This window comes from Streptomyces shenzhenensis, from assembly GCF_021462265.1.
GTDB classification, from domain to species: Bacteria; Actinomycetota; Actinomycetes; order Streptomycetales; family Streptomycetaceae; genus Streptomyces; species Streptomyces shenzhenensis.
This window is the reverse complement of record NZ_JAJONF010000026.1, coordinates 101,996-125,061: the sequence shown is the minus strand read 5'-3', so window position 1 is coordinate 125,061 and position 23,066 is coordinate 101,996. Positions and strand designations below refer to the sequence as shown.

Annotated in this window: 19 protein-coding genes and 1 pseudogene; 10 read left to right on the top strand and 10 right to left on the bottom strand. The window is 72.2% G+C overall.

Translation table 11 applies throughout. The annotated features are described in order from the left end of the window. The first annotated feature begins 208 nt into the window (after positions 1–208). From LQ326_RS29330 to LQ326_RS29315, 4 genes and pseudogenes are all read left to right on the top strand, one after another. Positions 209–1,363 (top strand): RNA-guided endonuclease InsQ/TnpB family protein, encoded by a 1,155-nt coding sequence (locus LQ326_RS29330; RefSeq protein ID WP_234542063.1) that lies wholly within the window; start codon positions 209–211, stop codon positions 1,361–1,363. 120 nt (positions 1,364–1,483) lie between these two features. Next, a pseudogene (locus LQ326_RS29325) lies at positions 1,484–1,711 on the top strand (ThuA domain-containing protein); the annotation flags it as partial. Positions 1,712–1,868: 157 nt separating this feature from the next. Continuing rightward, positions 1,869–2,741, top strand: a complete 873-nt coding sequence (locus tag LQ326_RS29320; protein ID WP_234542062.1) for an isocitrate lyase/PEP mutase family protein — start codon at positions 1,869–1,871, stop codon at positions 2,739–2,741. After that, positions 2,738–2,992 (top strand): hypothetical protein, encoded by a 255-nt coding sequence (locus LQ326_RS29315; RefSeq protein WP_234542061.1) that lies wholly within the window; start codon positions 2,738–2,740, stop codon positions 2,990–2,992. Before LQ326_RS29320 ends, LQ326_RS29315 begins: the two co-directional genes overlap by 4 nt. Positions 2,993–3,072: 80 nt before the next feature. On the opposite strand, the gene LQ326_RS29310 is transcribed toward LQ326_RS29315, so the two are convergent. Together LQ326_RS29310 and LQ326_RS29305 are read right to left on the bottom strand one after the other, a co-directional pair. Beyond that, positions 3,073–3,276, bottom strand: coding sequence for a hypothetical protein (locus LQ326_RS29310; protein ID WP_234542060.1), 204 nt, complete (start codon positions 3,274–3,276; stop codon positions 3,073–3,075). A 30-nt stretch (positions 3,277–3,306) separates the two neighbouring features. Next, positions 3,307–4,371: a LacI family DNA-binding transcriptional regulator gene (locus LQ326_RS29305; protein ID WP_234542059.1), complete on the bottom strand. Its 1,065-nt coding sequence runs from the start codon at positions 4,369–4,371 to the stop codon at positions 3,307–3,309. Positions 4,372–4,944: 573 nt separating this feature from the next. Between LQ326_RS29305 and LQ326_RS29300 the strand changes: the two genes are divergently transcribed. Next, positions 4,945–6,522: a carboxylesterase/lipase family protein gene (locus tag LQ326_RS29300; RefSeq protein ID WP_234542058.1), complete on the top strand. Its 1,578-nt coding sequence runs from the start codon at positions 4,945–4,947 to the stop codon at positions 6,520–6,522. Positions 6,523–6,564: 42 nt separating this feature from the next. Here LQ326_RS29300 and mmuM read toward each other — a convergent pair whose 3' ends face one another. Continuing rightward, positions 6,565–7,482, bottom strand: coding sequence for a homocysteine S-methyltransferase (gene mmuM / locus LQ326_RS29295; protein ID WP_234542057.1), 918 nt, complete (start codon positions 7,480–7,482; stop codon positions 6,565–6,567). 302 nt (positions 7,483–7,784) lie between these two features. Between mmuM and LQ326_RS29290 the strand changes: the two genes are divergently transcribed. After that, positions 7,785–9,194: an RICIN domain-containing protein gene (locus LQ326_RS29290; RefSeq protein WP_234542055.1), complete on the top strand. Its 1,410-nt coding sequence runs from the start codon at positions 7,785–7,787 to the stop codon at positions 9,192–9,194. A 13-nt stretch (positions 9,195–9,207) separates the two neighbouring features. On the opposite strand, the gene LQ326_RS29285 is transcribed toward LQ326_RS29290, so the two are convergent. Then, entirely contained in the window at positions 9,208–10,887 is a 1,680-nt protein-coding gene (locus LQ326_RS29285) for a rhamnogalacturonan lyase B N-terminal domain-containing protein (RefSeq protein WP_234542051.1), read from the bottom strand. A gap of 189 nt (positions 10,888–11,076) precedes the next feature. On the opposite strand from LQ326_RS29285, the gene LQ326_RS29280 reads away from it, so the two are divergent. The 3 genes from LQ326_RS29280 (at position 11,077) to LQ326_RS29270 (ending at position 16,014) form a co-directional block, all read left to right on the top strand. After that, on the top strand, positions 11,077–12,135 hold the full coding sequence (locus LQ326_RS29280; protein WP_234542050.1) for a rhamnogalacturonan acetylesterase: 1,059 nt from the start codon (positions 11,077–11,079) through the stop codon (positions 12,133–12,135). Between the two features lie 165 nt (positions 12,136–12,300). Next, positions 12,301–13,998, top strand: coding sequence for a DUF2264 domain-containing protein (locus tag LQ326_RS29275; protein WP_234542049.1), 1,698 nt, complete (start codon positions 12,301–12,303; stop codon positions 13,996–13,998). Positions 13,999–14,022: 24 nt separating this feature from the next. After that, complete coding sequence (locus tag LQ326_RS29270; protein WP_234542048.1) at positions 14,023–16,014, top strand: HEAT repeat domain-containing protein; 1,992 nt, start codon at positions 14,023–14,025, stop codon at positions 16,012–16,014. Between the two features lie 257 nt (positions 16,015–16,271). Here LQ326_RS29270 and LQ326_RS29265 read toward each other — a convergent pair whose 3' ends face one another. Together LQ326_RS29265 and LQ326_RS29260 are read right to left on the bottom strand one after the other, a co-directional pair. Further along, entirely contained in the window at positions 16,272–16,994 is a 723-nt protein-coding gene (locus tag LQ326_RS29265) for an alpha/beta fold hydrolase (RefSeq protein ID WP_234542047.1), read from the bottom strand. After that, a complete protein-coding gene (locus LQ326_RS29260) occupies positions 16,987–17,577 on the bottom strand; it encodes a TetR/AcrR family transcriptional regulator (RefSeq protein ID WP_234542045.1) in 591 nt (196 codons plus the stop codon). Before LQ326_RS29260 ends, LQ326_RS29265 begins: the two co-directional genes overlap by 8 nt. A gap of 210 nt (positions 17,578–17,787) precedes the next feature. Between LQ326_RS29260 and LQ326_RS29255 the strand changes: the two genes are divergently transcribed. Continuing rightward, on the top strand, positions 17,788–19,050 hold the full coding sequence (locus LQ326_RS29255; RefSeq protein ID WP_234542043.1) for an MFS transporter: 1,263 nt from the start codon (positions 17,788–17,790) through the stop codon (positions 19,048–19,050). A 15-nt stretch (positions 19,051–19,065) separates the two neighbouring features. Here LQ326_RS29255 and LQ326_RS29250 read toward each other — a convergent pair whose 3' ends face one another. The 4 genes from LQ326_RS29250 to LQ326_RS29235 all read right to left on the bottom strand — a co-directional run bounded on the left by LQ326_RS29250 (position 19,066) and on the right by LQ326_RS29235 (position 23,059). Further along, a complete protein-coding gene (locus tag LQ326_RS29250; protein ID WP_234542042.1) occupies positions 19,066–19,866 on the bottom strand; it encodes an ABC transporter permease in 801 nt (266 codons plus the stop codon). Between the two features lie 4 nt (positions 19,867–19,870). Next, complete coding sequence (locus tag LQ326_RS29245; protein ID WP_234542039.1) at positions 19,871–20,677, bottom strand: ABC transporter permease; 807 nt, start codon at positions 20,675–20,677, stop codon at positions 19,871–19,873. After that, positions 20,677–21,684, bottom strand: a complete 1,008-nt coding sequence (locus tag LQ326_RS29240; RefSeq protein WP_181804648.1) for an ABC transporter ATP-binding protein — start codon at positions 21,682–21,684, stop codon at positions 20,677–20,679. The genes LQ326_RS29245 and LQ326_RS29240 overlap by 1 nt, the downstream gene beginning before the upstream one ends. 139 nt (positions 21,685–21,823) lie before the next feature. Further along, a complete protein-coding gene (locus LQ326_RS29235; protein WP_372496980.1) occupies positions 21,824–23,059 on the bottom strand; it encodes an ROK family transcriptional regulator in 1,236 nt (411 codons plus the stop codon). Positions 23,060–23,066 lie beyond the last annotated feature (7 nt).

The window sequence follows — 23,066 nt, the reverse complement described above, 5'->3', positions numbered from 1 at the left end:
GGATGCCCCGGTGTTCACGCCGGGAGGGATCGCCTCCCGTGACCGTGACGCGGAGCGTTGCCGCGTCGCTCGTTGCTGGGCGCGGAGCGTCCGTACGGCTGCTGGCAGAGCCGAGGAGTGCGAACAATTGTCTAACGAGGTCACCGATGGGGTGATCGTTAGATGAACGGCGGTCGTGTGTGCGGTGGTCGTACTACGGTCCGATGTCGTGAAGCTGGTCGTGCAGGTGAAGTTGCTGCCGACGCCTGAGCAGGCGTCGGCGCTGGAGGCGACCCTGCATGCCTGCAACCGGGCCGCCACCTACGCCTCGCAGGTTGCCTTCGCCAAGGACCTCACGGACCGAAACGGCCTGCAGAAAGAGGTGTATGCGGATCTGAAGGTGACGTTCGGGCTGTCGGCGCAGCCGGTGGTGCGGGCGGTGAAGAAGGTCGTCGACGCTTACGCCGCCCTGAAAGCCGGCCTGCGGTCCGGGAGTCTGGGCCCGCCTACCTCCAAGCGGTACCGCAAGGCGGTCGGTACGCCGATTGCCTTCCGGCCGGAGGCGGCGCAGCCGTTCGATGATCGCTGCCTGTCCTGGCAGTACGACGCGCGCACGGTCTCGATCTGGACGGTGGACGGGCGATTGAGGGGCATCCGCTTCGCCTGCTCGCCCGACCAGTTCAAGACGCTCGTGACCTGCCGTAAGGGCGAAAGTGACCTTGTCCGGCGCGGCGGGAAGTGGTTCCTGGTCGCCACCTGTGACATTCCTGACCCGGAGGTGTACGAGCCGGTCGACTGGATCGGAGTGGACCGGGGGATCGTGAACCTGGCCACCACATCCGACGGCACGAATCATCAGGGCCGCCGTCTTTCCCGCTACCGACGCTGGCAGGCCCGCAAACGCGCTGAGCTCCAGGCGAAACAGACCCGCTCGGCCACCCGTCGTCTCGCCCGCCGCGCGCAGAAGGAGAAGCGCCATGCCACGCACGTGAACCACGCGATCAGCAAGAAGATCGTGTCCGTCGCACAACGCACCGGTCGCGGGATCGCCGTCGAAGAGCTCGGCGGGATCCGTGAGCGGGTACGGCTTCGTCGCGACCAGCGGGGCACGCTCTCCTCCTGGCCCTTCCACCAGCTCGGACAGCACCTCGCCTACAAGGCCAAACGGGCCGGGGTGCCGTTTCTTGAGGTTGATGCGCGCCATACCTCGCAGCACTGTCCGCGCTGCGGGCACACCGAGCGGGCCAACCGGCCCGACCGGGACCATTTCCGCTGTCGTCGGTGCGGGCTCGCTGGTCCGGCCGATGTCGTCGCCGGGGTCAACGTGCGCGATCGCGCCCGCTCGGCGTGGGTGCTTGTCACCGCACCCGCACTCTCCCCCTGACATTTGTCGCGGTTGGGTGGATGCGACCCGTGACCGTCCCGTCGTAGGGGGCAGTCGGGAGCGCGACGAGGCGTGAACGGATCGAGTGCGCAAGCTCGGCCGTTCACGGCCGAGAAGGTGACCGACGAGTGGTACGACTTCCGGGTGCGGGTGCTGCTGAGTGCCGACGAGACCTCGTACGACGGTGGCGGGATGGGGGACGGCCATCCGCTGGCCTGGTGCCGGGAGCAGGGGGCCGGACGGGTGTTCTGCACGGCCCTGGGGCACGCCCGGGAGGCCTACCGGGATCCGGCCTTCCTGGCCCACGTGCGCGGGGGCCTGGCCTGGACCGCCCGGCTTGGCCAGTGACGTTTCTCCGGTGAAACCGATCCGCCATTGGAGTGAGTAAAGGTCGCGCACGGTGATGGTCACGTGTGTATCTAGAGATGCTCTTGTCTTGGTAAAGGGCTGCAGAGACGTGGCGGCTGCTCGTGCCGTCGCGCCCACCCACAGGAGGAGCCGGACCTTGACTTACGGGAAGAAGCTGCGCGAGCAGATCGCCGGGCCGGGGACCACCCCGCTGATCGGCGTTTATGACATGTACTCGGCGTCGATCGCCGCCAAGCACTACGACGGGATGTTCGTGTCGGGCTTCGGCTTCGCCGCCTCGTACTACGGCCTGCCGGACATCGGGTTCATCGCCTGGCCCGACATGGTGGCCTTCGTCCAGCGGCTGCGGGGCGCGTTCCCGCACCACCATCTCCTCGTCGACATCGACGACGGCTATGTCGACCCCGAGGTCGCCTGCCACGTCGTGGAGGGGCTGGAGCGGATCGGTGCCTCCGGGGTGATCCTGGAGGACCAGAAGCGGCCGCGCCGCTGCGGGCACGCCGACGGCAAACAGGTGCTGCCCCTGGAGGAGTACCTGGACAAGCTGGAGAAGGTCCTTCAGACCCGCCGGGACCTGGTCGTCGTGGCCCGCACGGACGCCACCGACGAGCGCGACATCCTGCACCGCGCGGAGCGGCTCGCCGCCACCGACGCCGACGTGATCCTCGTCGACGGGGTGCGCAGCGAGGAGTGGATCCGCCGCATCCGCAGGGTCGTCGGCGACAAACCGCTGCTCTTCAACCAGATCGCCGGCGGCAAGTCACCCCGTCTTTCGCTCAGCGAGCTGGACGACCTCGGCGTCGACGTGGCGATCTACTCCACGCCCTGTCTGTTCGCCGCGCACGAGGCGATGGACTCGGCGCTGAGCGCGTTGAGGGCCGCGGACGGCAGGCTGCCGGTGGTCGACGGGGCCGGCGGCGTCGGCGTCAAGGCGTCCACCACCCTGCTGGAGCGCAACATCGCCCGGGAACGGCTCCGCGCCCCCGAGTCCGAGGGCGTGGGCGTGTGACGCGGTTGCGGACCGCCGCGGCCGTCACGGCGACCACGGCGGCACTGCTCGCAGGAGCCACGGCACCCGTGCACGCGGCCGGCGGTCTGATCACGGTGATCGACAACTCCCACGCGGACTCCATCCTGGAGGTGGACCGGACGGCGAACGTCCAGGCCGGCCGGGGCACGGCCGGCAGCGATCACGACGGCAGCGCCGTGGACGCGATCCAGGCCATGCTCGGGAAGCCGCGTCACAGCGGCGACGACTGAGAGACGTGCCCGTGGGGCACCGCGCGTCCGTCACGGCCGGCCCGTGCGGTGCCCCGCGCCCCTGACGGGGGCGCTCCCGCTCAGTCCTCGCCGAGGTCCGGGCGGCCGTTCTCGTCCAGCTCCACGTCCTCCTTCGGGTCGTGCTCGTCGGCGGGGACGGCCACCGTGGGGTGGTGGCGGCCGGGGGCGAGGGTCAGGGTCGTGGCGCGGGCGGTGCCCAGGACCGTGGTCACGGCGGCCGCGGCCAGGGCACCGGCCACCGCGGTGCGCAGGGTGAGTTTCATGCCCTGGAAACGATCTTGATGAGGGCGCGGTCACCGTCGTACGGCCGAACGGGCAGGCGGCGGCGCCGTACTGGCCCGCTCCACCAGCCTGGTCGACAGCTCCGTCCGGGTGCTCTCCGGACGGTCCCCGCGCATCAGCCGCACCAGCAGCCGCAGCGCCGTCGCCGCCATCTCCGCCAGGGGCTGGCGGACCGTGGTCAGCGCCGGGGTCCCCCAGCGCGCCTCGGGCAGATCGTCGAAGCCGACCACGCTGACGTCATCCGGCACCCGCAGCCCGCGTTCGGCCAGCGCCGCGTACGCCCCGAGCGCCATCCGGTCCGAGCAGGCGAACACGGCGGACGGCGGCTCCGGCAGGTCGAGCAGTTCGTGCATACGATGCCGGGCCGTGCCCCCGTCGAAGCCCGCGTGCCGGACGTACTCGCCCCGATGGCGCAGCCCCGCCGAGGCGAGCGCCGAGCGGTAGCCGCTCACCCGGGCGGCGCTGCACATCCGGCGCCGGTTTCCGGCGATCACCGCGATCCGCTCATGCCCGAGCGCGAGCAGGTGCTCGGTCGCGGTGACCCCGCCCTGCCAGTTCGCCGCCCCGACGGAGACCACGCCCGCCGGGGGTTCGTGGACCGGGTCGATCAGCACGTACGGGATGCGGTGGTGGTCCAGCCAGGCGTACTGCGCCTGGTTCAGCTCGGCGAGGTTGAACAGCACCCCGGAGGAACCGCGCGCGGTGAGCTTGTCCAGCCAGCCGCGCTCCGGGCGGCCGGCCCGGGTGCGGGCCAGCCCCGCCGACACGACGATCTCCAGGCCCGCCTCGTGCGCCGCCTCCTCGACACCGTGCAGCACCGCGCCCGACCAGGAGCTGTCCAGCGCGTCGACGACCAGGTCGATCAGGGTGGGGGCCTTCGTCGCGTCGAACCGCGGCCGGCGGACGTAGCCGAGCCGTTCGAGGGCCTCGGTGACCCGGCGGCGGGTCTCGGGCGCCACGTCGTCGCGGCCGTTCACCACCTTCGAGGCGGTCGGCACGGAGACACCCGCCTCGCGGGCCACCACCGCCAGCGTCGGACCGGCCGCCGCCATGCTCGTACCTCCGGCACGGACCATGGAGAACCCGCCTCTCCGGCCCGCCCTGGGCCAACGAAAGTAACGAAAGTTGCGACCAACGCTGCTTCCGCGGTCTGCGTGCAAGCCGTGCAGTAAGCGCTTCCTACGATAGGTGCACGTCAACACGGCGTGAAGACCTGGGAAATGACGGCACGTTCGCGGCCGCGACTTTCGAAACTTCGAACAGGGGTGGTCGGATCAGGCCGGAGTACGGCTGACCTGGAAATACGTGAAGTCCGCGATGAAAAAGGCGTCGGCGAAGTCTGTCTTTGACCGTGTGCGGTGTCCCCGTTCACGGGGGAGGCGAAGTGCCGCTCGATACTGCTCCGACCTTGGTGCGGGCGCGGATCTCCGCTGTCGACCTCGGTCGGAACACCACGGCACGGGGGCACCGCGGCGGCGGGAACTGCGGCTCGGCCGGCGGCTACGACCCGCCCGGTTTCGGCGCCCTGATGTACGGCAAGCAGCCGCGCGCGTCCGACCGGCCGCCATGTGCCGGAATACCGGGAGCAGATGTGATGCTCTTGTCATACCGGCGTACTGGCGCACGCGGCGGGAGGAGCTGGTGGGCGGATGACGGCAGCGCGCACGGACCCGAAGGATCACAAGGACCCTGTGGAGCCTGTGGCCGGCACCCCGTACGGGGCGGTGCGCGGCAGGTGGGAGCACGGGGTCGCCGTGTTCCGGGGTGTCCCGTACGCGGCCCCGCCCTTCGGAAGACACCGGTTCCGTCCGCCCGCGCCTCCCGAGCCCTGGGACGGCGTCCGGGACGCGGGCGCGTTCGGGCCGACGGCGCCCAAGCCGCCGTACTCGGAGGCGTTCGCACAGTACCTGTCCGACCCGGTGATCCCCGGCGACGACTGCCTCAACCTCAACGTGTGGACCCCGGAGCCGGGCCCCGGCGCCCGGCTCCCGGTCCTGGTCTGGCTGCACGGCGGAGCCCTGACCCGGGGATCCTCGGCCGTACCGGTGTACGACGGGCACGCCTTCGCCCGGGACGGGGTCGTCTTCGTCTCGGTGAACTACCGGCTGGGCGTGGAGGGCTACGGCCTGTTCCCGGACACCCCGCCCAACCCCGGCCTGCGCGACCAGCTCGCCGCCCTGCGCTGGGTCCACGACACCATCGCGGCCTTCGGCGGCGACCCGGCCCGCGTCACCCTCTGCGGCCAGTCCGCCGGCGCCATCAGCGCCGGCGCCCTGCTCGCCGCACCCCAGACCCAGGGCCTGGTCCGCCGGGCCGTCCTGCAGAGCGGCCCGCCCGAGGCCGCGGAGCGGGACAAGGTACGGCGCATGGTCCGCCGGATGGCGAACCGCCTGCGGATCCCGGCGACCGCCCGGGCCTTCGCCGAGGTCGACCGTGGCCTGCTGCTGCGCGCCCAGGCCGAGGCGGGCAGGCTGAGCAGCCCCGTCCTCGGCGGCCCCGCCTTCGGGATCGTCGTCGACGGCGACCTCGTCCCCCGCGACCCCTTCGAGGCCCTCCTCGACGGCGAGGCGGCCGACGGCGTCGACCTGCTGATGGGCTGGACCCGCGACGAGTACCGGCTCTGGCTGGTCCCCGGCGGCCTCGTCGACCACGTCGACCGGCTCGGCCCGGTGGCCTTCGCCGGCGCCATGGCCCGCTGCCACGTCGGCCACGAGGTGCCGCGCGGCTACCGCGCCCTGCATCCCGACGCCGGCCCCGCCGAGATCGTCGGCCAGATGGTCACCGACCACCTGCTCCGCCTCCCGCTGCACCGGCTGGCCGAGGCCCGCGCCGGCTCCGCCCACCTCTACGAGTTCGCCTGGCCCTCCAACCGCCCAGGCCTCGGCGCCTGCCACGCCCTGGAACTGGGCTTCGTCTTCGACACCGGGGAGGACCCGCACTCGGCCCGGCTGGCCGGCGAGGGCGCCCCGCAGGAACTGGCCGACGCCATGCACGGCGCCTGGGTCCGCTTCGCCACCACCGGCGACCCCGGCTGGCGGCCCTGGGACGACACCCACCCGGTCCGCGTCCTCGGCGACGGCGAACCCCACACGGTGTCCGGCCCCCGGGACGCGGAGTTCGCCCTCTGGACCCGTCCGGCAGCGCCGCCCCGCCCCGAGCGATCGGCCGAACCGACCCTGGCGGTACGCCGGCTGCGCCGCTCGGTGGCCGCCGTACGCCGCCGCTGAGTCCCCGCCCACGGTCCGGCCCGCACGGCGGACAGGCGCCCCTCACACCACCCGGGCGATCCCCGAAATCGCCTCCGGCCCCACCCGGCAGCACCCCCCGATCAACCGGGCCCCCGCCTTTCGCCACCCCTCCACCTGCTCGGCGTCGAACAGCGACCGCCCGGTCCACGCCCGTGCCTGCGCGTCCCACACCTCCCCGCTGTTGGGATAGACGACCACCGGCTTCCCGGTCACCCTCGCCGCCACCTCGACCGCGTTCGCCACATCCTCGGGCGCACAGCAGTTCACCCCCACGGCGATCAGCTCGTCGGCCTCGGCGGCCAGGCCGAACGCCTCCTCCAGCGGCTGCCCCGCCCGGGTCCGTCCGCCCGCCACGCTGTACGACAGCCAGGCCGGCACCCCCAGCCCCCGCACCGCCCGCAGCAGCGCCGCCGCCTCGTCCGCGTCCGGCACGGTCTCCAGCGCCAGCACATCCGGCGCCGCCCCGGCCAGTACCTCCAGCCGCGGCCGGTGGAACCGCTCCAGCTCGTCGACGCTCAGCCCGTACCGCCCCCGGTACTCGGAGCCGTCCGCGAGCATCGCCCCGTAAGGCCCGACCGAGGCGGCCACCCACAGCGGCCGTACGATCCCCTCCGCCCGCGCCCGCCGTACCGCGTCGCGGCCCAGCGCCACGCTCAGCGCGAGCAGCCGGGCGGCCTCCTCGTGCGGGATCCCGCGCTTGCCGAAGCCCTCGAAGGTGGCCTGGTAGCTGGCGGTGATCGCGACGTCGGCGCCTGCCCTGAAGTACGCGAGGTGGGCGTCGCTCACCGCGTCGGGCCGATCGGCCAGCAGCCGTGCCGACCACAGCTCGTCGCTCAGGTCGTGCCCGGCGGACGCCAGCTGGTTGGACATGCCGCCGTCGAGCACGACCGTCCCGGCGGCGAGGGCGTCGGCGAGGCTGGGGGAGGGGGCGCTGGTCATGCCCCGACGCTAGTCGACCCGGCCCCCGACGACCGACCGTGTCCACTTCATGAACAGATCGCCCATGATGCGGACACCGGATCTGCGGTCACCCGACTCCCGGCCCCCTGGGCAACCACCGCCCCGGAAATCGCTTTCCCCCTTGTCTCGTCAGACCCGTTGACCTCCCCGTGACACACCCATACCTTTTCGGCGATCACAACGTTCGGCATGGCAAATGCCGTTCGCAGTCCCGAACGGCCGGGCCGGACCATCCCCCCATCCCCCCAGGACCGAACCGTCCCCCAAGGAGCGTGTCTGACATGAGACGTGCGTACGCGATCCTGCTGTCCCTCTGTCTGGCGGTGATCGGCGCCCTGGCCACCGCGGGACCGGCCGCGGCCGCCTCCCAGACCGTCACCAACGGCACCCAGTTCACCGACACTTCGGGGAACATCGTCCACGCCCACGGCGGCGGGGTCATCAAAGTCGGCGGCTACTACTACTGGTTCGGCGAGGACCGCAACTCCGACAACACCTTCAGGTACGTGGACGCCTACCGCTCCACCGACCTGAAGACCTGGGAGTTCCGCAACCACGTCCTCACCCAGTCCTCCGCCTCCGAACTCGGCACCGCCTACATCGAGCGCCCGAAGGTCATCTACAACGCCGCCACCGGCAAGTTCGTGATGTGGATGCACAAGGAGAACGGCGTCGACTACAGCGAGGCCAGGGCCGCGGTCGCCGTCTCCGCCACCGTCGACGGGACCTACACCTACCAGGGCAGCTTCCGGCCGCTCGGCCAGTACATGTCCCGGGACCTCACCACCTTCGTCGACACCGACGGCACCGCCTACATGGTCTCGGCCGCCAACGAGAACGCCGACCTGCACATCTACCGGCTCACCGCCGACTACACCGCCATCGACAGCCTGGTCGCCAACCCCTGGGCGGGCGCCAGCCGCGAGGCCCCCGCCCTCTTCAAGCGGGGCGGCGTCTACTTCATGCTGACCTCGGCGGCCACCGGCTGGAGCCCCAACCAGCAGAAGTACGCCACCGCCACCTCCCCGGCCGGCCCCTGGACCTCCTGGACCAACGTCGGCGACGCCACGGCGTACGGCTCCCAGACCGCGTACGTCCTTGCGGTCAGCGGCACTTCGGGCACCTCGTACCTCTACATGGGCGACCGCTGGGGCAACTCCTTCGGCGGCACGGTCAACGACTCCCGCTACCTCTGGCTGCCGTTGACCTTCCCGACCGACACCTCGATGTCGATGTCCTGGTACCCCGAGGTCTCCGTCGACACGGCCGCCGGCACGGTCAGCGGTACCAGCGCCACCTACAACACCCTGATCGCGCGGCACAGCGGCAAGTGCGCCGACGTCCCCGGCCAGTCTCTCTGGGAGGCCGTCGCGATCAGCCAGTACACCTGCAACAGCGGCACCAACCAGAAGTGGTGGTTCAAGGACCTGGGCACCGGCTACTACGAACTGATGGGCCGCGGCAGCTCGCTCTGCCTCCAGGAGAACGCGAGCGACGTCACCCAGGAGGACTGCACCGGCGCCACCGCCCAGCAGTGGTCGGTCGTCACCTCGGGGTCGTACGTGAACATCAAGGCCCGTACCACGGGCGAGTGCCTGGACGTGTCCGGCGCGTCCACCGCCAACTCCGCCGCCCTCATCACGTACACCTGCAACGGCGGCACGAACCAGCAGTGGACACGCGGAACATGACGGCACCCTCAGGTCATGCCAGCAGGTCGATCGCGTCGATCGCGGTGCCGGCGCTGAGGTAGGACGTCGTCCCCGAGCCGCTCGCCACGTAGATCTTCAGCGTGTTGTAGGCGCTGGTGTCCGTCAGCCAGGCGGACGCCGGAACGCTGTAGGTGAACGTGTGGTTGTTGCCCCGGTACGAGCCCACGGTCAGCGACCGGGTGCTCGGCTGGGTGGGCGGGGAGGGGACGGCGGAGGTCCAGGTGTCGTTGACGACGACCTGCGGCCGGCCGTTCGCGTAGGCCGTCGTCACGCCGATCCTCAGGGTGCGCGCGGCGGCGGCCTGGGCGGCCGTGAGCCTGAAGTAGACGACGATCCCGCTGTTGACGTCCTTCCACAGGTAGCAGGGGAAGGCGGAGGTCTCGGTGCCGCTGCCGACGACCACGTTCCCGGTCCAGGACGCGGCCCGTACGTCCGACGGGTGCATGTACGTCATCAGGTCGGCGTTCTTGAACCCGCCCGGCGTGCCGTCCCAGTTGTTGATGCGCCAGATCGCCGAGGCGTTGCTCGGATCGTTGGAGGACGGGATCGCGAGGGTGTTCAGGGTGGTGGTCGAACCCGCCGACACGCTCACCGAGCCGGTGTAGACGGCCAGTTCGCCCTTGAAGACAGTGAGGGTGTACGTCCCGGGCAGCACGCCCGCGATCGAGAAGTAGCCGTCCGACGAGCGCGCCGGGCCCCAGTACTGCGCGGCCGAGTTGGCCAGTCCCACGGTGTACGGGTACGCCGTGTCCCGCCCCGAGATGCCGACGCCGGCCACCCGCCCGCGCCCGCCGGCCGCCACGTACCCGGAGATGCCGAGCGAGTCCGCCCACGGCGTGGTGAGGGTGCCCGGGTACAGGGACGAGGAGGGCGCGCCGCCGTCCGTGAAGGCGATGACGTACGGGCCCTGGAGGCCGTAGCGCTCCGCCTCCGTCTGGTTCTCGCCGTAGTACAGGATCTCGTACAGGCCACCGCCGTCGGCGCTCTGGTGGCGCAGCAGCGAGCGGTAGAACGGGCCGCCGGAGGCCTTCTCGTGGTTGCTGCGCACGATCCACAGGCCGACGCCGCCGGTCGTCCAGCCGATGTAGTCGTAGTCCGTCACCCGCAGCCTGGAGTAGTGCTTGGCGCGGGTCTGGCCGTCGGACTTCTCGAAGACGTCCGCGGACTCGATGACGGTGGGCGCGTAGGTGTAGGAATCCGGCTCGTCGTTGAGGAACAGGCCGGCCTTCACGCGCACGATGTACCGGGTGGCGGTGACCGACGAGTCGGCCTTGTTGGTCCACAGGTAGACGTTGTTCTCGCCGCTGCGGGCCGCGTAGTAGTGCTTCAGTGTGCCGTACGCGACGGAGACCAGGATCGTCGAACCCGACTGGGCGATGGTGACCGTCGAGGTGCCGAGGCCCGACTCGACGTGCGAGTTCTTGCCGCCGTAGCCCTGGTACTGGGTGCCCTTGTAGACCAGCGAGGTCAGGTCGCCGTTGGTCTTGCTGACCTTGAAGACCAGGCCGGCGCCGGTGTCCACGACGTAGTCGGAGCCGTCGTCCGACCAGCCGAAGCCCGCCGCCGAGGCGGTGGCGGCCAGCGGGCCGGTGAGGGCGGCGGTGCCGGCGGCGGCCGCGCTGCCGAGGACGAAGGTGCGGCGTCCGAGCGGTCTCCCGGTGGATCCGGACATGGGGGTGCCTCCTTCGGTGGGGCGGGGGTGCGGGTGACTGTGAGGGTGGCAGTTGAATCGATTTCGCGAAAGGGCTTTCGCGGCCGCGGAGTTGGCAGTTTGCTGAAACTGGTCCATGGGCTAGAAAGCGCTTGTTGATTGGCGGTACGGTCCGCGCCAGACCATGTCGCCACGACGGAGGAGTCCCGGGTGAGACGTTTCAGCGGTGTTCGCGTCGCCGCGTTCGCGGCGGTCGTCCTCGGTACCTGCCTGACGGCCGCGCCCGTCGCCCAGGCCCATGACCGGCAGCCGCCCCTCGGCACGGAGAACTGCACGCAGACCGCCTGCCACTTCGACGTCCCGCCGGGCGACTACGACGTGACGGTGCGGCTCGGCGGCACGGCCGCGTCCAGTACCAGCATCAGCGGGGAGACCCGGCGCTCGCTCCTGCCCGAGACGGCCACGGCCGCCGGCCGGCGCGTCACCCGCAGCTTCACCGTGAACGTCCGCACCCCCGAGGGCGAGCCGACGGGCCCCGACGGAACTCCGGGGCTGGACCTCACCGTCGGCGGCTCGGCCCCGGCACTCGACGGCATCCGTGTCACCCCCGCTTCCCGCCATGTCCGGCAGATCCTCCTGGTCGGCGACTCCACCGTCTGCGACCAGCCCGCCGCCCCCTATTCCGGCTGGGGCCAGCAGCTCCCGCAGTACCTGCGCAAGGGCGTCGCCGTCGCCAACTACGCCGACTCCGGCGAAAGTACGGTCACCTACCTCCGGAACCCACTGCTCTGGGGTACCGTCCAGCCGTTGATCCGCCCGGGTGACCTGGTCCTGATCCAGCTGGCACACAACGACAAGACGACCGACGAGGCGACCTACCGCGCGAACCTGGAGACCCTGGTGGCCGGCGTACGGGAGCGGGGCGGCAAGCCGGTCCTGGTCACGCCGATCGTGCGCCGCTGGTTCAATGCCGACGGCACGCTCGACAACGACATCGCGCTTCTGGTCAACGGGCTCGGCGTCAATCATCCTGAGGTGATCCGCTCGGTCGCCGCCGCCGAGGACGTTCCGCTGATCGACCTCACGGCGAAGACCAAGGCGCTCGTGGAGTCCCTCGGCGTGGCGGGCTCCAAGGCGCTGTACCTGTACGACGAGAAGAAGGACAACACGCACACCTCCGCCTACGGCGCCACCGTCTACGCGGGCCTGGTGCGCGACGAGCTTCTCGCCCAGCACCTGGTGCCCCACGGCACCGTGCGGGTGGGATGAGCCCCTGGGGCGCCCCGACCGGAACCGGGGCGCCCCAGGTTCCACGGGTACGAGGTTCGGTACGAGACTTGGTACGAGGTTCGGCACGAGGTCGGGTACGAGCCCTGGTACGAGGTTCGGCACGAGGCCCGGTACAAGGTTCGGTACGAGCGAGAAAGAGCACCGATGCAGCTGCCTCCCGAGGACCGCGGCCTCAGCCCGCGCACCGGCTACACCCGCGCCCACTGGGAGGCCGCGGCCGACGCGCTGCTCGCCGCCGTGGAGCCGTACGCCACCGCGGACCGCGCCCTCTATCACCTCCCCGGCGACCACCAGAGCTGGTCCGGCCACCTCTCCGACGGACTGGAGGGCTACGCCCGCACCCTGCTCCTCGCCGCCTTCCGCCGCGACGAGACCGCGCTCCAGCGGTACGCGGACGGACTCGCGGCCGGCGTGTCGGGCGGCTGGCCGCGCATCGAGGACCGCAGCCAGCCGCTCGTCGAGGCCGCCTCGATCGCCCTCGCCCTGCGCCTGACCCGGCCACTGCTGTGGGACCGGCTCGACGACGCCGTACGACAGCGCGCCGCGGCCTGGCTCGCCGACGCGCTGACCGCCCAACCCTGGCCCTGCAACTGGGAGCTGTTCCCGGTGACGGTCGGCGGCTTCCTGGCCGAGATCGGCCACGAGCCGGCGGCCGCGCACCGGGCGATCGACCACGGCCTGGCCCGCATCGAGGACTGGTACGTCGGCGACGGCTGGTACACGGACGGCGACGGCCGCAAGTTCGACTACTACAACGGCTGGGCGATGCACCTCTACCCGGTGCTGCACGCCTGGCTCGCCGGTGACGAGAAGCTGCTCGACCTGTACGGCCGCCGCCTGGAACGCCATCTTCACGACTACGCCCGCCTGTTCGGCGGCGACGGCGCCCCGATGCGCCAGGGCCGCTCCCTGACGTACCGCTTCGCGACCACGGCCCCGCTGTGGCTGGGCGCGCTCACGGGTCGTACCCCCCTGTCTCCCGGCCAGACCCGCAGGCTGGCCTCCGGGGCGCTGAGGTACTTCCTCGACCGTGGCGCGGTGGACGCCCACGGCCTGCTGACCCTCGGCTGGCACGGCCCCGACACCGCGCTGCTGCAGGGCTATTCGGGCCCGGCGTCCCCCTACTGGGCGAGCAAGGGCTTCGTCGGCCTGCTGCTCCCGCCGGACCACGAGGTGTGGACGGCACCGGAGGAACCGGCCCCGGTCGAACGAGCCGACGCGGTCACCCCGATCGGCCCGACCAACTGGCTGCTGCAGTCCACGAGTTCGGACGGCGTGGTCCGCCTCCACAACCACGGCAGCGAGGACGTCCGCTACGACCCCTACTACACCCGGCTCGGCTACTCGACGGCGACCGCGCCCTCGGCGTCGTACGACAACAGCGTGATCGTCGGCGGCGACCCGAGCCGCACGGGCATCGAGCCGCTGGGCGTGGGGGACGGATGGGCGGCGTCGCGGCACTCGGCCGGTGCGGGCGCCCGGGTGACGAGCGTAGTGCTCGTGCGGGGGGCCGCGGAGGTACGGGCCTTCCGGGTGACGGGAGCGAAGCCCGGCACACCGGTCCGGGTGACCGGCTGGGTCGCACCGGAGGGGCTGCGGTCCGAACTGCAGCCCGCCGTGGGCCTCGACGGCACCCTGACCGGGGTCACGGGTGCGGGCCCGACCCTGTTCGTGGCGCTGAGCCGCCTCACCGGCACGACGGACGCCGTGGCGCTGGAGGAGACGGTGACCGTACGCGCGGAAGACGACCGGGAACTGACGGTCCTGTGGCGCGACGGCCCCGGACTCCGCGTCCGGTGGCGGGACTCCGGAGTGGACGTGGAGAACATCGCGCAGGGCTGAGTCGCCTCGGGCATGATGCGGATCATGGGGTGGAGAGACGAACTGGTCGAACTGCTGGGGCGGGCCGGGCTGGAGCTCGCGGGGGATCCGTGCGTCGAGGACGTGGTGCCGCCGCCGGTGGCGTGGCGCCATGTGATCAGGTGGGAGGCCCGGCCGGCCGTGGAGGTCGCCCTGGACCGTCCCGACGCCGTCGCCGAACTCAATGCGCAGTGGCACCGGCTGGCGGCCGAAGCGGGGCTGCTCGACGGGGACGGCGTGTTCCTCGTCGACTTCCAGGGCAACCCGCGTCAGGGCTGGATCCGGGTCCGGCTCACCGACGGCTGGGACCTCGCCGGAGTCTTCGGTGGGCGGCCCGGACAACCGGAGTTCGTGACATTGTCGCGGGACGGGGACGCACTGGTCGGGGCCACGACGGAGGAGTACACGGTCTGGCTGGTCGTCGTCGACCGGATCAGGGAGCGGCAGGAGGAGAGTGCGCGGGCGGCCGCCGCGGAGACCGAGGAGGACCGGGCGACGGCCTGGGAAGCGCTGTTCCGGGGGCCCCGGCCCATGGAGAAACTGCTGGGCTCTTGGGCCTGCGGTCTCTCGCTCAATCCGGCCCTCCCGAAGGACCTGCTGCCCCTGCTGCTGGAGAGGTCCCACTTCGCCATGTACAGCGCCATGCCGGCGGACGTCGTGGACACGCTGCTGGGCCATCCGGACTGGAAGGTCAGGAAGCACGCGGCGGAGGTGCAGCCGAACATCACGCCCGATCAGTGGGCGCGCGTGATCGCGGCCGAGGAGGACGAGAAGCACCGCTGGATCCTCACCCTGCTGGCCGCCGACCGCCGGGCCGAGCTCCCGGAGGACACCTGCCGCAGCCTTGCCGCCGACCCTTCGGCCCGGGTGCGCTCCGAGACCGCGCGCCTGCAGGGCCTGCCCGCCGACCTGGCGGTCACCCTTTCCCGCGACCCCGACGGCGGAGTGCGTACCGTGGCGTGCGTGACCGCCTGGCCGCATCTCGACGCAGCGGCCCGGGCGGCGCTCCTGGCCGACCCGCACGGCACGGTGCGCGAGCGGGCGCTGCAACTGCACCACCGCGGCCACCCGGTGTCCCGGTCGGTGTACGAGTCCGGCGGCATCGGGGGCGAGATGCTGGAGAGCTGCAGGCTGGAGCGCGCGCTCGCCGAGCACCTGGCACGCCACGGGGAGGCGGACGAGCGCCGTTCCCTCGCCCGCAACCCATGGCTCGACCCCGGCCTGGTCGCCCTGCTCGCCGAGGACCCCGACGCGCACGTCCGCTGGTCCGTGTCCGTCCGCGCCGACCTCACCGAGGAACAACGCGCCGGCATTCCCGTCGACTTCGATCCGGTCGGCCGCTACCACCCGCTCGACTGGGTCACCGCGCTCCACGACGACCCCGACGCCATGCGCCGCCTGGCCGCGTCCACCCACCCCCTCATCCGCAGAAGCGTCGCCCGCGCCCGGCACCTGCCGCCGGACGTCGTCGCCCGGCTCGCCGACGACGAGGACCGGGTCGTACAGCTGTTCCTCGCCGAGTCCTGCGACGACGCGCCCGCCGAGATGCTGCTGCGGGTGTGGCAGTGGTGGACCGGCAGCCTGACTGTTCCGGACCGTCCGCGCGGCCATCCCAACTTCCCCCGCCACGGCCTCCTGCGCTACGCGGACGATCCGAGCCCGCGGCTGCGCCGGCTGGCGCTGGACGACCCCGAGTCCACGCCCGATCTGGTGGAACGGCTCAGCCGCGACCCCAGCGACGAGGTTCGCCACCGTGCCGCGACCGACCCCCGGCTGCCCGCCGTCGCCGCCGCACGGCTGCTGGCGGACCCTCATGAGTACGTGCGGCAGGCGGCCGCCCGCCATCCGCGCCTGCCCGTAGGGCTCCTGACGCAGCTCCTGCGAGGCGGCGGCGCCGAGACGGCCGCCCGCAACCCGGCGCTGCCCGTGGCGGTCATGCGCCGGATGGTGGAGTCGCTCGGCACCGTAAGGGCGCACGGGGCACACGTCAGGGCGTGAGGCGGGAGATCCGGGACGTGGTCGTGAGCGTGGGTCGTGGTCGGCGACGCTCCGCTGAGCGGACTGCCGCAGTCCGGGTCCGTCGCCGCGCAGGCGGCGGCCTACCAGGCGCCCGCCGGCAGCCCACCGGCCCGAGCACCCCGATCACGGGCTCGCGGAGGACACGGGCCCGGCGGTGACGCGTGGTGCGGATGTCGCGCGCTGCGGTCGCCGCCGACCGACAGAAGAAGTTGCCTCTTCCGCGCTGACGCGGGGTTTTACTGCGCGGGCGGTGCGGAGGGGGCGGACGGTGCCTGTCCGGCCGCGAGCAGCGTCTCGGTGAGCCGGGCCGCGAACGTGGCGGGGTGTTCAAGGGTTCCCAGATGGCCGCCCGGGAACTCGGCGAACGCGGCGCCGGTGTACGCGGCGGTGAACTCGGCCGTGCGGTGCAGGAGCTGGCCGCGTGAGTCGAGGCCGGCGGCCAGGGTGAGGCGGGGCAGGCCGGTCGGTGGGCGGTACGCGGTGAACGGGCGCAGGACGTGGGCGAGGAAGACCGAGAACGGGGTCGGTTCGCCGGGGTCCCGGTGTCCGCCGTCGAGTTGCCCGATCAGCTCGGCCCGCAGGCGTTCGCCGTCCGGCAGCAGGGTGACGCACGGCGGCTCGTGCGCGATGACGTGCCGGAGCCGGTCCGGGTGGCGGGCCAGCAGGTCGAGGGCGGCGATGCCACCGGCACTGGTGCCGAAGACGTACGCCGGCGCGCCGTCCGCCGCCACCTCCGCGAGCACCCGGTGCGCGCCCTCGCTCCAGTCCGGCACGGCCTGGTCGGCGACCGGGTCCCCGAGGTGGCCGTGGGCGAGGCCCAGCGGGTCGTACGTCACGACCGTGAAGTGCGGGGCGAGCTGTTCCGTGAGCGGTCCCAGGCCCATGGGGTGCCCGGCTCCGCCGGGGAGCACGAGCAGCACGGGGCCGCTGCCAGTGACGTCGTAGTGCAGGTCAGACATGGTGGTCGGTCTCCTCGCGGGGCCAGTTCTCCAGTGCGATGTGCAGGGCGTCGATCGCCCGGTCCCAGGACGCGCGGACGTCGCGCGGGGCGTTGAAGCCACCGCAGGCCTCCAGTGCGCAGTAGCCGTGGAAGGTGGCGCGCAACAGGCGTACGGCGTCGGTGAGATCGGGTTCGGCCAGGCCGTAGCCGCGCAGCATGCCGTAGGTGATCTCCACCGTGCGGCGCATGGCGGGGGCATCGGCGTCGACGAGCGTGGGGTCGACGCGGATCTGGGTGGCCGCGTAACGGCCGGGGTGGGCGAGGGCGTACGCCCGGTAGGCGTCGGCGTAGGCGGCCAGCGCGTCCCGACCGGACCGCCCGGCCACGGCGACGGCGATCCGGTCGATCATCTCGCCGCCCGCGCGCAGCGCGAGCCGGTGGCGCAGGTCCTGGAGGTTGCGCACGTGCGAGTAGAGGCTCGCGTCCCGCACGCCGAAGCGGCGGGCGAGCGCGGACAGCGAGACCTGCTCGAAGCCGGCCTCGTCGGCCAGTTCGGCCGCCGCCGCGACGAGCCGGTCGGCGGTGATCCCGGCACGTGCCATGTGATGCCTTTCTCTAGGATTCCTAGGGGAAAACCTAGAGGTTCCAGGTTCTGGCGTCCAAGTGGTTATCGGGCCCTGTCCGGCGGCCCGAGGGCGGGCCCTGTCCGGCGGCCCGGGGCGCGTCTTTCCGGTGGGTCGGGGGTCTGTCGGGTGGCCCCGCGGCGCGTCTGCCTGGCGGCATAGAGTTGCGGGAGGACGGAAGGGGGAGCCGTGGGGTACGGGGTGCGGCGGGTGGCGCGGGCGGCGTCGCGCGGGGACGCGGCGGGTGGCCGACCGCTCTGGAGACAGCGGGACTTCGCGTTCTTCTGGCTCGCCCAGACCCTCTCCGTCCTCGGCGACTCGTTCAGCCTGATCGCCCTGCCCCTGCTGGTGCTCCGGGCGACCGGCTCGGTGGCCCGGATGGGCCTGCTCACCGGCGTCGGCGGGGCCGCGATGGTGCTGGCGGCGGTCTTCGCCGGCGTGATCGTGGACCGGGTCGACCGGCGCCGGCTCCTCATCGGCTGCGACCTGGTCCGAATGGTCCTCTACGGCCTGGTCCCCGTCGTCTGGCTCGCCGGGCCGCGGCTGTGGCTCCTGTATGTGGTCCTGCCCCTGTGCGAGGCGGTCGGGATGCTCTTCGCCGTCGGGTACGTCACCGTGGTCCGCGGGCTGGTCGGTACCGGCCGGCTCACCGAGGCCAACGGGCGGTTGAACGCGACGGCGGCCGCGGCCGGCGTCCTGGGGCCGCTGGGCGCGGGTCTGGTCGCCGCCTGGGCGGGACCGGCCGACGCGGTGGCCGTGGACGCGGCCAGCTACGCGGTGTCGGCGAGTTGCCTGCTCTTCGTACGGCTCGGCGAGCGCGCCGCGGACGACCGGGTGCCCAAGAACACGAGCCTCGGGCGCGACCTGCGCACCGGGGTCGCGTACCTCGCCCGCCATCCCGTCCTGCGCTCGCTCACCGGGCTGCTCTGCCTCTTCAGCTTCCTCACCTTCGGCGTCAACGACCTGGTGATCTATCACCTCAAGCACGACCTCGGCCACGACGACGGCACCGTCGGCACCGTACTGGCGGTCGGCGCGGTCGGCACGATCACCGGGGCGCTGCTGGTCGCCCCGCTCCGCAGGCGGCTCGGCTTCGGGCCGACCTGGATCGGCGCCACCGCCCTGTGCGGACTCGCCTTCGCCGGGCTCGGCCGGCTGGGCACCGTACCCGCGGTGGCCGCGCTGAGCGCGGTCTACCTGGCCTGCGTGGGCATGGCCGGCACCTGCTCCATGTCACTGCGGCAGGAGATCACTCCCGAACCTCTCCTCGGCCGGGTCACCTCCGCCTACTGGACGCTCCAGTACTCGATGGCCCCGGTCGGCGCCGCCGTCCTCACCTGGGCGGCCGGGCGCTACGGCACCGCCCCCGTGGCCGCCGCGGCCGGTGCCTGCTGCACCCTGATCGCTCTAGCGGCCCTGTGCACCCCGGTCCGTGGCGCGGGGCGCACCTGACGGACGCGGGGAACCTCAGCCGTTCACCCCCGTGTAGTGCCCCAGCGCCCACCGCCACAGCCACCGGGCGGCCAGGTAGCCGAGCAGGCCGAGGAGCGGGGAGGCCGCCGCCAGCCAGTAGGGGACGCCGGTCGAGTGGCCGTGGCCGGTGAGGACGGCCGCCGGGAAGTAGGCGACGAAGGCGAGCGGGAGGCCGAAGGTGAGGAAGCCGCCGACCGCCCTCGGAAGGACGTTCAGGGGGTAGCTGCCGAAGGTGCCGAGGAGTTCCTCCAGCCACCGGCCCCAGTAGTCGGCGGCCGGGAAGCGCAGGGAGGCCGAGGCCACGACGGTGAACAGGGCGGTCTCCAGGAGCATGCCGCCGAGGACCGCGGCGACCAGGTACGTGATCCGGCCCGCCGTCCAGTCCAGGTGGCTGCGGCCGAGCGCACCCGCCATCAGACCCGCCGCCACGGTCAGGTCGCCGATCGCGTTGGTCGGGAAGAACTCCAGCTGGACCTGGCGGTGGACCGGCAGGGGACGCAGCAGATAGGCGTCGATCTTGCCCTCCTGGATGTGCCGGCCGAGACCGTGCACCCGGCCCAGGAAGAGCACGAACAGGCCGTGCGCGAGCATGCGGGTCGCCGGGATGAGCAGCACGTCCGAGCTGTCCCACCCGCCCATCCCGGCGAACCGGGTCAGCAGCACGGTCGCGAACACGATCACCGACACCTGCCAGACGGCGCCGATCGCGATCATCATCAGGAACTCGGTGCGGTACTCCAGCTGGGCACGGAAGTTGAGCTGCGTGACCCGCCAGATGATCCGTACGGCGTTCATGGCCTCAGCCTCCCTGGGAGACGACTCGACGGGCGGCGCGCCGCCACAGGAACCGGGTGAGGAAGCGCAGCGCCACCAGCCAGGCCGCCTGGACGCCGAGCTGGAAGCCCGCGTCGGAGAGCGGGATGCGGCCCACGTACAGCGACAGCGGCACGTTGAGCGTGGCCTGGAAGGGCAGGAAGGAGCTGAGGACCAGGAACCAGTGCGGGAAGAACCACAGGGGCGCGTACACCCCGGACATCAGGTTCTGCGCGAAGATCAGGATCAGCAGGGCGGCCGTGTTGCGCAGCGTCCAGAAGCACAACTGGTCGATGAGCAGCATGACGTAGTGCAGGACCCACTGCCCGAGGAGCAGGCTGAGCGCGAAGACCGCGGCCACGGCCGCCGACTCGGGCGGCACCACGACACCGGCCGCCAGGCAGATCGCGTATCCGGTCGCCGCCCAGGCGAATCCGTAGAGCTGTTCGCCGAGGGCGCGCAGCGCGTAGTAGCGCTGCGGGGACAGCGGGCGCAGGTACCAGTAGACGATCGTGCCGTAGTACATGTGCTGCACGACCGTGTCCCGGGCCGCGTACTGGTCCAGCTCCCGCAGCCGGGAGGCGAGTACCGCCAGCACGGCGAAGGTGACCGCCTGGTCGCGGGAGAGCCCGGCGGTCGTACCGGTCTGGGCGTACAGGCCGTGCCACAGGGACGCGACCAGCACCACCTGCACGGTCAGCCGCAGCAGCGCGGCGGTGACCCGGGGCGGGGTGTACAGCTCGCCGAGCGGGGTGACGCGGGCGGCGCGCCAGGCATGGGTCAGGGTCGTCATCACGCGGCCTCGGCCCTGGCCCTGGCCTCGGCGTAGGCGGCCCGCATCACGTCCTCCAGGTCCGCCTCGTCCACCGCCACACCGGTCACCTCGTACCGTTCGATGACCAGCTTCAGCGCCTGGTGGACGGTGGGCGCGGCCGGACCGTCCGGGCCGAACACCACCTGGGGCCCGTCATGGCTCACCAGCGCGATGCCCGGCAGCGCCCCGACCGGGGTGTGCGGGTCGGCGAGCGTCGCCCGCACCTGCCAGGTCGAGCCGAAGTCGCGGCGGACCTCGTCCAGGGTGCCGTCGAGCACCAGCCGCCCGTGGTTGACCAGCACCACCCGCTCGGCGAGCCGCTCGACCTCGGTCATGTCGTGCGTGGTGAGCAGCACGGTACGGCCGCGCTCGGCCACCTGGTACCGCAGGAACTCGCGGACCTGCTCCTTCACCACCACGTCCATGCCGATGGTCGGCTCGTCGAGGAAGACGACCGGCGGATCGTGGAGCAGGGCGGCGGCCAGGTCGCAGCGGACGCGCTGGCCGAGCGAGAGGTGCCTGACCCGGGTGTCCCAGAAGGCGGAGAGTTCGAGGAGTTCGTCGAACTCCCGCAGGCGCGCGGCGTGTTCGGCCTTCGGCACCTCGTAGATGTCCCGCAGGATCGCGAACGACTCCCGCACCGGCAGGTCCCACCACAGCTGGGTCCGCTGCCCGAACACCGCGCCGATGTTCCGGGCGTTGCGCTCCCGCTCCCGGTACGGCACCACGCCCGCGACCCGGGCCTCGCCGGAGGTCGGGGTGAGGATGCCGGTGAGCATCTTGATGGTGGTCGACTTGCCCGCGCCGTTCGGGCCGAGCAGGGCGAGGAGTTCGCCCGGGGCGACGTCGAAGGAGATGTCGGAGACCGCCTGCTTCTCGACGCGCTCAGGGTTGACCAGGGATCGCAGGGCGCCCGCGAGACCCGGGCGCCGGACAGTGGTGTGGAAGGTGCGGGACAGACCGCGGACCTCGATGTTTCCGGCCACGCCGGGTACTCCCTCGTTCCGTGCACGACGTACGGCCGGTCGGCTTGAGAGGCCGACCGGCCGCGGATACGCCACGACGGTCGCAGAGTGCCGAGGAGCCCGGCAATGGATTAATCGAGCGGCGATTTGGACTGTTCGATCACCGGGAGGCGGGCGCGGTGCGGCCCGCGCGGACGCCGCCCCGCTGGCCCACCGGCCGCAGGGCGCCCTCCAGCGCGAACGTGGCCGCGCCCAGGCAGACCGGGTCGGTGGGGATGGGGGAGAGGACGATCTCGGTGGCGGCGAACGGCCGTGCGAGCGCGTGCCGCCGGACGGCCTCCCGCACCTCCGCGAGCAGCGGCTCGCCGAGCCGGCGGGCCACCCAGCTGCTGAGCACGACCAGTTCGGGGTTGAGCAGGTTGACCAGGTTGGCGATACCGGCGCCGATGTAACGGGCCGTGTCCCGGACGACCTTGACCGCGACGGGATCACCGTCCGCCACGCCCCGGGCCAGCGCGTCGATGGTCGCCGTCTGGTCCTCGGGGTGCAGCAGCGGGCTCTGCGGGCTGAGTTCGCGCAGGTTGAGCATGATGCCGGGGGCGCCGACGTACGTCTCGACGCAGCCGTGGTTGCCGCAGTGGCACAGCCGCCCGTCCAGCACGAGCGTGGTGTGCCCCCACTCCCCGGCGCTGTTGCTCACCCCCCGGTGCAGCCTGCCGCCCAGCGCGAGCCCGGCGCCGACCCCGGTGCCGAGGTTCACCACCACGGTGTCCCCGCGGCCGCGAGCCGCCCCGAACCACTGCTCGGCCACCGCGCACGCCCGCAGCGGGTTGTCCAGGTGGAGCGGGTAGGCGATGTGCTCGGAGAGCAGGTCGAGCAACGGCACGTCGTGCCAGTCCCAGTTGGGCGCGTACTCGGCGATGCCGGTGGCCCGGTCCACCTGCCCCGGCACGCTCACCCCGACGCCCAGCACCCGCGCGCCCTCGACGCCGGCCTGCGTCACCACCGAGCCGACGGCCGCGGCCACCTGGCCCACCACCTGCTCCGGCCGGTTCTCGCCGGGACGCATGTCCTCATCGGCGCGGGCCAGCACGTTCAGGGCGAGGTCGAACAGCTCGACGTGGACGTAGGTCTCCGCGATGTCGACGCCGATCAGCGCGCCCCCCGAGGCGTTGACCGCGACGAGGCCCCGGGGGCGGCCGCCCGCGGAGTCCTCGAAGCCGACCTCCGTGATCATCCGCAGTTCCAGCAGCTCCCCGACGAGGGTGGCGACCGTGGCCAGGCTCAGCCCGGTGACGGCCGCCAGCTCCTGCCGGGAGGTGGGGGACTCGGCGATGATGTGCCGTAGCACCTCATAGCGGTTGGCGGTGCGTATGTCACGTGATGTGTGCTTCACACGGCGC